10 protein-coding genes and 1 tRNA gene are annotated in these 11,953 nt (G+C 64.2%); 6 read left to right on the top strand and 5 right to left on the bottom strand.

Annotation, left to right across the window (positions count from 1 at the left end; translation table 11 throughout):
* The first annotated feature begins 54 nt into the window (after nucleotides 1–54).
* Entirely contained in the window at nucleotides 55–282 is a 228-nt protein-coding gene (locus NMQ03_RS17735; RefSeq protein ID WP_255173272.1) for a hypothetical protein, read from the top strand.
* A 152-nt stretch (nucleotides 283–434) separates the two neighbouring features.
* On the opposite strand, the gene NMQ03_RS17730 is transcribed toward NMQ03_RS17735, so the two are convergent.
* The 5 genes from NMQ03_RS17730 to NMQ03_RS17710 all read right to left on the bottom strand — a co-directional run bounded on the left by NMQ03_RS17730 (nucleotide 435) and on the right by NMQ03_RS17710 (nucleotide 7,640).
* Nucleotides 435–511: transfer RNA gene (locus NMQ03_RS17730), tRNA-Pro, on the bottom strand.
* Nucleotides 512–594: 83 nt separating this feature from the next.
* Nucleotides 595–2,421 (bottom strand): ABC transporter ATP-binding protein, encoded by a 1,827-nt coding sequence (locus NMQ03_RS17725; RefSeq protein WP_255173271.1) that lies wholly within the window; start codon nucleotides 2,419–2,421, stop codon nucleotides 595–597.
* Entirely contained in the window at nucleotides 2,418–4,226 is a 1,809-nt protein-coding gene (locus NMQ03_RS17720; protein ID WP_255173270.1) for an ABC transporter ATP-binding protein, read from the bottom strand. The genes NMQ03_RS17725 and NMQ03_RS17720 overlap by 4 nt, the downstream gene beginning before the upstream one ends.
* Nucleotides 4,227–4,358: 132 nt before the next feature.
* The gene (locus NMQ03_RS17715) at nucleotides 4,359–5,303 is read right to left on the bottom strand and encodes a metallophosphoesterase (RefSeq protein ID WP_255173269.1); all 945 of its coding nucleotides are present in this window, start codon (nucleotides 5,301–5,303) and stop codon (nucleotides 4,359–4,361) included.
* A 6-nt stretch (nucleotides 5,304–5,309) separates the two neighbouring features.
* Entirely contained in the window at nucleotides 5,310–7,640 is a 2,331-nt protein-coding gene (locus NMQ03_RS17710; protein ID WP_255173268.1) for a transglycosylase domain-containing protein, read from the bottom strand.
* A gap of 37 nt (nucleotides 7,641–7,677) precedes the next feature.
* Between NMQ03_RS17710 and NMQ03_RS17705 the strand changes: the two genes are divergently transcribed.
* The 5 genes from NMQ03_RS17705 (at nucleotide 7,678) to NMQ03_RS17685 (ending at nucleotide 11,906) form a co-directional block, all read left to right on the top strand.
* Nucleotides 7,678–7,833 (top strand): DUF4177 domain-containing protein, encoded by a 156-nt coding sequence (locus NMQ03_RS17705; protein WP_009359196.1) that lies wholly within the window; start codon nucleotides 7,678–7,680, stop codon nucleotides 7,831–7,833.
* A 1-nt stretch (nucleotide 7,834) separates the two neighbouring features.
* Complete coding sequence (locus tag NMQ03_RS17700; protein WP_255173267.1) at nucleotides 7,835–8,368, top strand: RidA family protein; 534 nt, start codon at nucleotides 7,835–7,837, stop codon at nucleotides 8,366–8,368.
* A gap of 15 nt (nucleotides 8,369–8,383) precedes the next feature.
* On the top strand, nucleotides 8,384–9,295 hold the full coding sequence (locus NMQ03_RS17695) for an NUDIX hydrolase (protein ID WP_255173266.1): 912 nt from the start codon (nucleotides 8,384–8,386) through the stop codon (nucleotides 9,293–9,295).
* Nucleotides 9,296–9,357: 62 nt separating this feature from the next.
* Entirely contained in the window at nucleotides 9,358–10,392 is a 1,035-nt protein-coding gene (locus NMQ03_RS17690; protein WP_255173265.1) for a LacI family DNA-binding transcriptional regulator, read from the top strand.
* Between the two features lie 179 nt (nucleotides 10,393–10,571).
* Nucleotides 10,572–11,906, top strand: coding sequence for an extracellular solute-binding protein (locus NMQ03_RS17685; protein ID WP_255173264.1), 1,335 nt, complete (start codon nucleotides 10,572–10,574; stop codon nucleotides 11,904–11,906).
* Nucleotides 11,907–11,953: the final 47 nt, after the last annotated feature.

The raw sequence follows: 11,953 nt of genomic DNA, 5'->3' as shown, positions 1-11,953 counted from the left end.
CAACAAGGACAGTGCTGGCTTTGTAACGAATCCGACTCGTATTGAGGAACTTATATGTTGAAGAAGATTGCAGCGGCAGCCGTTTTGGCTGGTGCCTTGGCATTTTCGGCGGCCGCCCCGGCCGTTCTGGCGGCAGGTTCCCTTGCCGACACCGAGCATGTAGCTGTAGCCACCGGCAACTGGCCTGATCCTGTTTCCGGCAAGGTGAAAAAAGACAAGAAGAGCACCACCACCGACACAAGCTACGTCACCTACACCGGCAACTGGCCTGACCCCGTCTAGATAGCTTCCTCACAACAGGAGGCGAAGGCAGCCCCGGAGCAACAGCTCCGGGGCTGTTCCTTTTAACTGATGGGTGTCACATGTGGGGATTTGCCGTAACCACATCGAGATGCAAAAAAGAGGGCCTCCGTAAGGAGACCCTCTTTTCGTTATGGTCGGGATGACAGGATTTGAACCTGCGACCTCTTCGTCCCGAACGAAGCGCGCTACCAAGCTGCGCTACATCCCGATCCGCTGCAAAAGCAACTTTACAAGGATAGCCGATCCAGGGTCCCGATGCGAAATCCGGACGCCGGGGAACCCCCGGGAACCTTAAACCAACGAATCCTTCCATGCCCCGTGCAGGTCAGCGAACCGGCCACCCCCGCCGATGAGTTCTTCAGGGGTGCCGTCCTCCACGATCCGACCGTCGTGGACCACCAGGACACGGTCCGCCGTCTCCACCGTGGAAAGCCGGTGGGCGATGATGAGCGCGGTCCTCCGCGCTGCTTCCGTGCCGGCCAGCAGCCTGGCCAGCCCGGCCTGTACCAGGCGTTCGGACGGGATGTCCAGCGAGGAGGTGGCTTCATCCAGGATCAGCACCGCCGGCCGGGCCAGGAAGGCCCTGGCAAAGCTGATCAGCTGGCGCTGGCCGGAGGAGACCCTGCCGCCGCGCTTGTTGACGTCCGTGTCGTAGCCCTCGGGAAGTTCCAGGATGAACTCGTGTGCTCCCACTGCCTTGGCAGCCTCTTCGATTTCAGCGCGTGACGCCTCCGGCCTGCCCAGGGCGATGTTGTCCGCCACGGAGCCGCTGAAGAGGAACGCTTCCTGGGTGACCATGACGATGTTCCGGCGGAGGTCGGAAGTGGCCAGGTCCCGGAGATCCACACCATCCAGGGTGAGCGTGCCGGAGGTGACGTCATAAAACCGGGCGATGAGTTTGGCGAGGGTCGATTTCCCGGCACCCGTCTGGCCCACCAGGGCCACGGTCTGCCCGGCGGGAATGTGCAGGTCCAGGGTGGGCACCACCACGGGGCCGTCGCCATAGCGGAACTCAACGTCGCTGAAGTCGATGCGCCCCGTGGCGTTGGGCAGTGCGATCGGGTTCTTTGGCGGCCGCACCGTTGGCACCTCCTCGAGGAGTCCGGAAACTTTCTCCAGGGCTGCCTGCGCGCTCTGGAACGAGTTGTAGAACATGGCCATCTGGTCCACGGGCTGGAAGAACCGTTTGGTGGACAGAATGAGGGCCAGGAGCACGCCCACGGCAAGGTCGCCGCCCAGCACGCGGAACCCGCCGAAGAGCAGGACGACGGCGACGCAGACGTTGCCGATCAGCACCAGGCCGGGCTGGAAGATGCCGTTGAGGTTGATGGAGCGGACGGTCACCAGCCGGTAGTCCTCAGCCAGTTTCCCGTAGCGCTCCGAGTTTTCCCTCTCCTTGCGGAAGGCCTTCACGGCGCGGATGCCGGTCATGGTTTCCACGAAATGCACAATCAGCCGGGCAGAGACCACGCGTGATTCCCGGAAGGCGATCTGCGAGTGCTTCTGGTACCAGCGCGAGAGGAAGAACATGGGCACACCGGCGGCCAGCACCAGCAGTCCACTCCGCCAGTCAAGGGCAAAGATGGTGGCAGCGGTGAAGGCCATGAACAACATTCCGGAGGCCAGCGAGCTGACGCCCGAGTCAAGGAGCTCCCGCAGCGCCTCAAGGTCAGAGGTCTGCCGCGCGATGATGCGGCCTGAGGTGTACTTTTCGTGGAACTCCAGGCTGAGCCGCTGGGTGTGCCGGAACACGCGGACCCGGAGGTCCAGCAGCATGGCCTGGCTGAGCCGCGCGGTGGAGGTGACGTACAGGGCGGTGAGTCCCGCCGTCGCAACCGCTGCCAGCAGGTAGGCGACTCCGGTGAACACCAGCGGGAGGTTGTTGCCGGCCTGGAGGGCGGGGAGGGCGTGGTCGATGCCGAAGGCGATCAGGGCGGGCCCCGCCACCCGGGCGGCCTGGGAGAGCACCACCATGGCGATGGTCAGCCAGAACCGCACCCGCACGGGACGGATCAGCGACCCCAGCAAGGCGAGCGACCGGCGTCGTACTGCCCGGCTCTCCGCCTTGGTGAGGTGGGCGTTGTCTTCGTTGGCTGTGCCGAACGATGCGGTAGTCATCGGGTCACTTCCTCAGCCTGGTCCTCAAGTGCCGACAGTTCGGTGTCCAGGTCCCGCGGCTCCCGGTCCAGGCTGGCGATGACGTAGCGGTAGTGCTGGTTGCGGGCCAGCAGTTCGGTGTGCGTTCCCACGGCGGCAATGCGCCCGTTCTCCAGCAGCGCCACACGGTCAGCGAGGGCTACCGTGGACGGCCGGTGGGCCACGATGAGGGTGGTGGTGTCCTTCAGGACCTCCCGGAGGCGTGCCTCCACCAGTTCCTCGGTGTGGACATCCAGGGCGGACAGGGGATCGTCCAGGACCAGGACGCGCGGACGGGCGGCGATGGCGCGGGCCAGGGCGATGCGCTGCCGCTGGCCGCCGGACAGGCTCAGGCCCTCCTCGCCGATCAGGGTGTCCACGCCCTGGGGCAGGGAGTAGGCGAAGTGGGCCTGCGCCACGTCGAGGGCCTCGTCCAGGACCTCCTCGGAGCGGACGGGCGCGCCGAGCAGGACGTTATCCCGCACCGAATTGGAGAAGAGCGTGGTGTCCTCGAAGGCCACGCCCACAATCCTGCGCAGTTCCTCCACCTCGAAGTCCCTGATGTCCACGCCGTCGATGCTGATGGCCCCGCTGGTGACGTCGTAAAGGCGCGGCACCAGCTGGATCAGCGCACTTTTTCCGCTGCCCGTGATGCCAACCAGGGCCATGGTTTCCCCGGGCCTGACGTCGAGGTTGATGTCCTTGAGGATCGGCTTGTCCGAGGCATCCTCGAAGGCGAAGGTTGCGTTGGTGAAGTGGAGCGCACCGGCCAGTTCGCCTGGCCGCCGGGGCTCCGCGGGGCTGCTGATGGTGTTCCGGGTGTCCATCACTTCGTAGTGGCGGTCGACGGCGGTCTTGGCGGTAAGTGCCATGGCCAGCAGCATGCCGGAGAACTCCACGGGGGAGGCGATGACTGCCGCAGTGGCGAAGAACGCCACCAGGGCGCCGATGCTCAATTCGCCGCTCGCGCACAGCATGACACCCACCACGAGGCCGGCACCCAGCGCCAGCTCGGGAAGCAGGGTGACCACCAGGGTGAACGTTGCCTGGTGGCGTGCCTTCTCAATCTCCGTCTGGCGCAGTTCCTCAGCCTGCTCGTTGAAATTCTCCAGGGCTTCCCGGCTCCGCCCAAACGCCTTGAGCACGCGGATGCCGTGGACGGATTCCTCCACCGTGGTGGCAAGGTCGCCGGCCTGGTCCTGGCTGCGCCTGGCCACCTTGCTGAACCGGGTACGGAACCGGAAGCTGTTGATGATGATGGGAACGGCGGCGGCAAGGAAGATCAGGGCCAGCTGCCAGCTCATCGCGAACATGGCCACGATGCCGATGACCACGGTCAGGGTGGTGACCACCAGCATGATGGCGCCGAAGGCCATCCACCGCCGGAGGAAGTTCAGGTCGGTCATGGCACGGGACAGCAGCTGCCCGGAGCCCCACCGGTCGTGGAAGGAGACGGTCAGTTCCTGGAGATGGTCATAGAGCGACACCCGCATCCGCGTTTCCACGGTGGTGGCAGGGTTGATCACGAACTGTCGGCGCAGGGCCACCAGTCCCGCTTCGGCGACTCCCAGTACCAGGATGACGCCTGCAGAGGTCCAGACCGCCTCCGTCGAACCCCCGGGCTGCAGGGCAGTGTTGACCAGGACCCGCAGCACCTGGGGGATGGTCAATGCCACCACACTGGCCAGAAGTGCGCAGAGAAGGCCGAGCAAAAGCCGGGGGATGATGGGCCGGACGTGCGGATAAAGACGGCTGATGGATCGGAAAAAGGGAGTCTGCTTGGCCATGCCCGCTTCTCAAGCTCTAAAACGAATGTAGTTTCCTCTAGCAACAACCCTAAGCCATTGAGTGAGACGATTCACAGGGATGCCGCGGCCCTCTGACTGCTTCCCCAGTTATTGCACCCTGTAATGCGACGCTCAGCTGGGGGAGGTCAAGGTCAGCAGAACAGCCTCCGGCTTGCAGGCGATCCTGACGGGGGCGAAACGCGAGGTGCCGATCCCGCCGGAGACGTTGACCGGCGTCGTGCTTCCGTTGCTTGACCAGTCGTTGAGGCCCTTGGCCCGCCAGGTCGGAATGTCGCAGTTGGCGATGATGGCGCCGTAACCGGGGAGGCACAGCTGGCCGCCGTGCGTATGACCGGCCAGCAGCAGGTCCGCACCGTCCTCCGTAAAGTGGTCCAGCACCCGCTGGTACGGCGCATGGATGACGGCAATCCGGAGGTGGTCATTCGAATCCTGGTTGACCGTTCCCCGGGGCCAGCCGGCATACCGTTCCCGCTTCAGGTGCGGATCATCGACGCCGGAGAAATCGAAGCGCATGCCGTTGAGGACAACCGACTGGTGACGGTTGGTCAGGTCCACCCAGCCGCTCATGCCAAACCCTGAACGCAGGCGCGGCCAGTCAAGGGCAACAGGTTTGGGCTTCACCTTGGACGGTCCCAGCAAGTAGGACGCGGGATTCTTCGGGCTGGGTGCGAAATAGTCGTTGGAACCCGGGACGAAGACGCCGGGGAACCGCAGCAGCGGCTTCAGGGCATCCAGCAGCGGGTCCACTGCTTTGACGTGGCTGAGGTTGTCGCCTGTATTCACCACCAGGTCCGGCCGGAGGTCGGCAAGTGACCCAAGCCAGTCAGCCTTCTTCTTCTGCCCGGGCACGAAGTGGATGTCGCTCAGGTGCAGGATCCGGAAAGGGGCCCTGCCGGGCGGGAGGATGGCCAGGGTTTCCTCGCGGAGGACGAATTGGTTCTTCTCCCACAGGCCATACCCGAAAGCGGCCATTCCGGCCGCGGCCCCGGCTCCGGCAGTGACGGCAAAGCCGCGCCCGATTGAACGGGCGCGGCTTGCCAGGCTATCGATATTCATGCGTGTTTAGCCGTTTCCCTTGCCGTTGCCGTTGCCGTTCCCATTGCTGGTGGGGGCGGGCGCCGGTGCCGGCGCCTGGGTGACCGGCGCCTGCGTCGCCTGCGGGGCGGGGACAGGAGCCTGGGTTGCCTGGGGAGTGGTCCGTCCAGGCGTCGTGTTGGCGGTGGTGCCATTGATCATGTTGCTGGGAGGCGCGGGGAACGGGTTGGTCCCGTAGGCCGGAGCGATCTTGGTCATGAAGTTGGAGAACATCGGCCCGGCGATCATGTAACCGTCGATGCCCTGGTAAAACTTCCCGTTGACGGTGATGTTCTGTCCCGCGCGGCTCTGTCCGCCCAGGGGGTCACCGAACCAGGCGGCGGTGGCCAGGCCGGTGGTGTGGCCAACAACCCAGGTGGAACCGTTGTTGTTGGACGTACCGGTCTTGGCGCCGATGGGGAAGCTGGTCTTGGTGGAAAGCCGCGGCTGGATCAGTGCGCCCGAGCCCCGGTTCATGACTTCCTGAAGCGCGTAGTTCACGCCGCGGGCGACCTCGGGCTTGATGGCATCGCGGCAGCTGCTGGACTGCGCCGGGAGCTGCTTGCCGGTGGCGTCCACAACCGAGGTGATGGCGATGGGTTCGCAGTACTTGCCGTCATTCGCGAAGGTGGCGAACGCGCTGGCCATCGTGAGCGGTGATGTCTGGGTGGAACCGAGCAGGTTGCCCAGCGTCATCATGTCCACCTTGGGGTGCGGCTCGCTGCCGTCTGCCGAGGGCAGTCCGCTGTGCAGGCCCACGGCGTCGACGATCTTCTGGATGCCGCAGAAGTCCAGCTGGGCCGCCGACGCGAACGTCACGGTGTTGATGGAGTTGTAGAGGCCCTCAAGGACGGTGAGCGGGCGGTACCACTGCGGCTCAGCGTTCTGGAGGTCGTCCGCTGCGCCCAAGGACTTCTGCGCCGTGTTGTACGCGCCGTTGACCTTGCCGCAGGTGTTCTTCCACGGGTAGTTGAGCGGATACACGCGCTGGGCTGCGTTGACCACCGTGTTCATGGTCTTCCCCTCATTGAGCCACTCAGCGAAGGTAAAGGGCTTCATGGTGGATCCGGGCTGGAAGCCGCCAACGCCGTTGAGGTCGTTGCCGTCCTTGTCCAGCTTGTCCACATTGAAGTTCAACTGGGAATCAAAGCCCTGGCCGGGCAGGAACGTGGTGTTCTGGGCCATTGAGACGATCTTGCCGGTACCCGGCTGCACGGACACCATCGAGGAGCCCCACTTATCGGGATTGGCCCCGGTGGCGGCGTTGACCTGCTCCTGGGCCGTGGCCTGGGCGTTGGGGTCAAGGGTGGTGGTGATGGTCAGGCCGCCGCCGTAGATGAGGCGCTGGCGTTCCTTGACGTCCGCTCCGTAAGCCGGGTTGTTCTCCAGCAGGTGCAGGATGTAGTCGCAGAAGTACGGGGCGGAAGCGGCGTATGCGCAGCCCTGCTTCGGCTGGGTCACCTTGGGCTCCACCGGCGTGGCCACGGCGGCCTGGTATTCCTCCGCGGTGATCTTGTTCTGGTCCTTCATCAGACCCAGCACCAGGTCACGCCGCTGCTTGGACTTCTCCGGGTTGGTGATGGGATCGAAGGCGGAGGGGCTGTTCACCAGGCCTGCCAGGAGCGCTGCCTGCGGCAGGGTCAGATCCTTGGCGGTGGTGCTGAAGAAGTAGTGGGACGCCGCTTCAATGCCGTAGGCGTCACGGTTGAAGAACACGATGTTCAGGTAGCCCTCAAGGATCTGGTCCTTGGTGAACTCCTTCTCCAGCGCGATGGAGAGCTTCATTTCGCGGAGCTTGTCGCCCACGCCCTTGTTGACGCCATTGAGCTTGATCTGGTCCTCTTCGCCGGCGGCTGCGAGGTTGGCGTTGAGGACGTTGTTGACGTACTGCTGCGTGATGGTGGACGCACCCTGCTTGTTGCCGCGGGCGGTGGCGACCAGCGCGCGGAGGATGCCGGTGGTGTCCACGCCGCCGTGCTCGTAGAACCTGCTGTCCTCCACCGCGATGATGGCGTTCTTCATGTTCGGTGAAATCTGGTCCAGCGGAACCTTGGTGCGGTTCTCCGTGTACACGCTGGCGATCTCGCTGCCGTCGGCAGCCAGGATCCTGGTGGTCTGGCTCGGCGGATCAACCTTCAGTTCCGCCGGAAGGGAATCGAAGAAATCGATGGAACCGCTTGCCGCGCTGCCGGAGACGGCGGCGGCAGGGACCAGCAGGCCCGCCACGAGGACACCGCAAATCGCGCTCACACCAAGGAAAAGAAGGATCTTACCCAGTGTGGTGGCAGTGTCGAATAAGGGGTTGTTGCGAGTCGCCATGTTTTCCACTTTACCGGCAAGGGCTACGCTTTCTCTCATGACCAAATGGGAGTACGCGACGATTCCGCTCATCATCCACGCCACAAAGCAGATCCTGGACCAGTGGGGAGAGGACGGCTGGGAGCTCGTCCAGGTAGTCCCCGGACCTGACGGCAACGGCCTTGTCGCCTACCTCAAGAGGGAGAAGCAGTAGCATGAGCACCCCCGCAGAAGCCCAGTCCAGCGCCGCAACGGCGCCGGTATCCGCCGTCGAGCAGCGCCTCGCTGAACTTGGCCTCACCCTTCCCGAGGTTGCCGCACCGGTGGCCTCCTACGTTCCCGCCGTCGTCTCCGGCAGCCACGTCTACACCTCGGGCCAGCTGCCGTTTATTAACGGCAAACTCGAAGCTACGGGCAAGGTGTCCGCCGGTACGGAAGGGTTCGCCGAGGAGCCCACCGTTTCCCCGGAGGACGCCCAGCGCTACGCGGCTGTCTGCGCGGTCAACGCACTGGCCGCCGTCAAGAGCGTCATCGGGGACCTTGACCGCATCACCCGCATCGTTAAAGTTGTGGGATTCGTCGCCTCGGACCCGACGTTCACGGGCCAGCCCGCGGTCGTCAACGGCGCCTCGGAACTGCTGGGCCGCGTCCTTGGCGACGCCGGGCAGCACGCACGTTCCGCCGTCGGCGTTGCCGTTCTTCCGCTCGACTCTCCCGTAGAGGTCGAGCTGATCGCCGAATTCAGCTAAGACCGGACACTTCCCTTGCCGCACCTCGCACGACGCCTTTTTGCACTGCCCCAGGATCTTGAAGGGGCAGCACAAAGCTGGCTCGAACACGGCGAGCGGACCCCCAGGGCCGCCCGTTACGCATCATCCGTAGTCCTCCTGCGTGATTCCCCCACCGGCCTGGAGACGTGGCTGGGTTACCGGCCCGGCTCTTCGCCGCTGGGGGTCCTCGCCTTCCCCGGCGGGTCCCTTGACCCGTCCGACGACGAGCCCATGGGTTGGCTGGGCCCGTCGCCGCAGCATTGGGCTGAGCAAATGGGAACGGACGACGTCGGGCTGGCGCGGCGCCACGTGGTGGGCGCCATCCGGGAGCTCTTCGAGGAAACCGGCATCCTGCTGGCCGGTCCGGACATGTCCAATACAGTCGAAGCGACGTCGACCTCCGAATGGATGCGTGCGCGCGTCGCGGTTGCGGACCAGGAGAAGACCCTGGCCCAGGTGCTGGGAAAGCGCGGGCTCTCCCTGCGGACCGACCTGCTCAAGTCACTGGTCAACTGGTGCAGCCCCGACTTTGCACACCGCAGGTTCGACACCCGCTACTTCGCCGCCACCCAGCCTCTTGGCCAGGAACCCTCGCTGCTTGAGGGCAAAGGCGTGTGGGGCAGGTGGGTCAACGCCGCGGAGGTGGTCCAGGAGCGCAACACCAGCAAGCTCGGTGACGAGGCCGGCCAGGAGAACACCGTGGGCCGTCCGCTGGGCGAACTGCTTGTCCCGGGTTCCGAAATCATGCTCGAGAAGATGGCGACGGCCAACGGCTGCATCGCCTATCTGAGCTACAAGCGCAAGCCGCACGTGTACCAGCCGTCCCTGGTTGAAGAGGACGGCAGGCTCATGCTCGAAGTCGAGGCAGCCAAGACCGTGGCGGGAGACCACCAGCGCGAGCGCTGATGCTTTGCCGGGCCGGAGTATAAACTCGTCACCACAGCCACACCGGGAGCAAGGGGGCGCGTTTGCGCGCAACGGTTAAGGACGTCGCGCGCCTCGCGGGGGTTTCGCCAAAGACGGTTTCGAACGTCATGAACGGAATTGTTCCGGTCAGCGGCCCCACCAGGTTCAAGGTGGAGCAGGCAATGGCGGAACTGGATTACGTCCCGAACCTCTCAGCCCGGGGATTGCGCAACGGCAGGTCTGGCGTCATTGCCCTGGCATTGCCTGACCTGGGCACGCCTTATTCCGCTGAAATTGCGCACAGCGTGGTGGAAGTAGCCCATGAACAGGGCTGGAGCGTGCAGATCGAGGAGACAGGGTCCGATCCCACCCGCGAGTACGAGTTGATGTCCCGCGCGCGGTCCAACTTGATAGACGGGCTCATCCTCAACCCGGTGGTGCTGGACGAGAGTGCCGTCAAAGTGGGCGTTGCCCTGCCGCCAGTGGTCCTGCTTGGGGAAGTGTCCCAGAAGCTGGCCGACCGGGTGTGGGTGGACAGCGTCGCCGCCGCCCGCGACATGACACTGGCGCTCGGCAGGACCGGCAGGCGGCGTATCGCAGTGTTGGGTGCCGCGGAAGGCCGAGGCTCGGCTGCGGCCGTCCTCCGCACCCGTGGTTACCATGCGGCACTCAAAGAACTTGGCATTGCCCGGGATGACTCCCTGATCATCCCCTGCGAAAAATGGAGCCCGGACACAGCGGCGAAAGCGCTGTCCACCTATCTTGACTCGCGCCCGCTTCCCGAGGCCTTGTTCTGCTTCACTGACTCCATGGCCATCGGAGCACTCAGCGTGCTGTGGAAACGCGGGATCAGGGTTCCGGACGATGTGGCCGTTGCCGGTTTTGACGATATTGCCGACGCTCAATACGCAGTGCCATCGCTGACCACTGTTTCCTTCGACAAGCGCCAGGTGGCCAGGGAGGCATTGCGCCTCCTGACAGAACGCATGGGCGACCGCGAAGGCCCACAGCGGGTTGTGGCCATCGATTACCGGATCGTGGAACGGGAGAGTACGGCCTCCCACGCTTCATCTTTTGCCACACCTTCGGGCTCCTAAGCGAGAGCGGCGCGTCACTTTGAGAACGCTAACAATTTTCCATTGCGGTAGTCATTACATCGATGTAATGTGAGGCGTGCGTCACAGCAGGTCCTTCGGGACAGTGGCTGCGGACAGGCAGCAACAACCGTTTGTGGCACGGAAATGACTTTCAGCGGACCCATCCAAAGGAGTGACGGGTGAAGCAGTTTGAGTTTTTCGAAGGCAGGCAGCTGTCAAGGCGCCGGCTGTTGTCCGGAACCGCAGCGTTGGGAAGCGTGTTCGCCGCGGCTGCCCTGTCCGGGTGCGGCGGAAATGCCTCCGCGGCGGCCCCCAGGGATATCCAGTTCTGGCATCTCCTTTCCGGTGGTGACGGCATCAAGATGCAGAACATGATCAGCAAGGTGAATGACGCCAACCCCGAGTTCAAGGTGCACCCGACCGTCCTTGCCTGGGGGCCGCCGTACTACACCAAGCTGGCCATGGCATCTGCCGGTGGCCGTCCCCCGCAGCTGGCCATCATGCATGCCAGCCGCGTTCCCGGCTATGCGCCCGGAGGCCTGATCGACCCGTGGGACTTGGACCTGTTGTCAGAGTTCGGGGTCACCAGCCAGAGCTTCGCGCCCAGGATCTGGGACAAGAGCCAAAACAACGGCAAAGTCTTCTCCATCGCCCTGGATTCGCACCCCTTTGTCATGTTCTACAACCGTGACGTGGCGGGAAAGGCAGGACTGCTTGGCAGCAACGGGCAGTTGCAGGAGGCGAAGTCCCCGCAGGAATTCATCAGCATCGCGCGGGAAATGCAGAAAGTGACCCAGGCGCACGGTCTGTCCTTCGGGTACCTCGGCAGCGGGTCACAGATGTGGCGCCTTTTCTACACCCTCTACCGGCAGCACGGGGCAAGCATGGAACTGACCCCCGGCAAACCAATGGTGGCCGACAACGAGGCCGCCGTTGAGTCCCTCGAGTTCATGACCTCACTGTTCGATGACACCATCGCGGCGCAAAGCGGCGACATCAGCACCGGTATCGCGGAATTCGCCCGGGGAGGAGCAGGCATGCTCTTCAGCGGCGTCTGGGAGCTTCCCACCTTTAAGAAGGCAAACCTGCCCGTTGACGCCGCCACCATCCCCACGCTGTTCGGAACGCAAGCCGCCTACGCTGACTCGCATTCCTTCGTGCTTCCCCGGCAGCTGAACGTCGATGACGCCAAGCGCCGCGACGTCTACAAATTCGTCAGCGACATCCTCAAAGGCTCGCTGTCCTGGGCCGAGGCAGGACATATCCCCGCCTACCAGCCGGTGGTGCAGTCCCAGGCCTACCGCGAACTCACGCCCCAGATCCACTACGCCAACGCTGCAGACATCATCGCCTACGACCCGGAGGCCTGGTTCAGCGGATCGGGCTCCGACTGGCAAACGTACTTTGCGGAGACCGTGCAGAACGTGCTCCTGGGCCGCGACAAGGCAACTGATGGCTGGGATGCCTTCGTGCGGCGCACCAACACCCTGCTTTCCCGTCCCAACCCGGTTTGAACCGCCAAGCGACACAGGAGTCCAAATGAGTTCCGTAGCAACATCAC

This window comes from Arthrobacter sp. DNA4 (assembly GCF_024362385.1).
In the GTDB taxonomy this organism is placed as follows: Bacteria; Actinomycetota; Actinomycetes; order Actinomycetales; family Micrococcaceae; genus Arthrobacter.
This window is presented reverse-complemented; position numbering and strand designations above follow the sequence as displayed.

Bases quoted from the DNA above. Each gene is read 5' to 3' on its own strand.
- NMQ03_RS17735 (WP_255173272.1), top strand. From the start codon at position 55: ATGTTGAAGAAGATTGCAGCGGCAGCCGTTTTGGCTGGTGCCTTGGCA.
- NMQ03_RS17725 (WP_255173271.1), bottom strand. From the start codon at position 2,421: ATGACTACCGCATCGTTCGGCACAGCCAACGAAGACAACGCCCACCTC.
- NMQ03_RS17720 (WP_255173270.1), bottom strand. From the start codon at position 4,226: ATGGCCAAGCAGACTCCCTTTTTCCGATCCATCAGCCGTCTTTATCCG.
- NMQ03_RS17715 (WP_255173269.1), bottom strand. From the start codon at position 5,303: ATGAATATCGATAGCCTGGCAAGCCGCGCCCGTTCAATCGGGCGCGGC.
- NMQ03_RS17710 (WP_255173268.1), bottom strand. From the start codon at position 7,640: ATGGCGACTCGCAACAACCCCTTATTCGACACTGCCACCACACTGGGT.
- NMQ03_RS17705 (WP_009359196.1), top strand. From the start codon at position 7,678: ATGACCAAATGGGAGTACGCGACGATTCCGCTCATCATCCACGCCACA.
- NMQ03_RS17700 (WP_255173267.1), top strand. From the start codon at position 7,835: ATGAGCACCCCCGCAGAAGCCCAGTCCAGCGCCGCAACGGCGCCGGTA.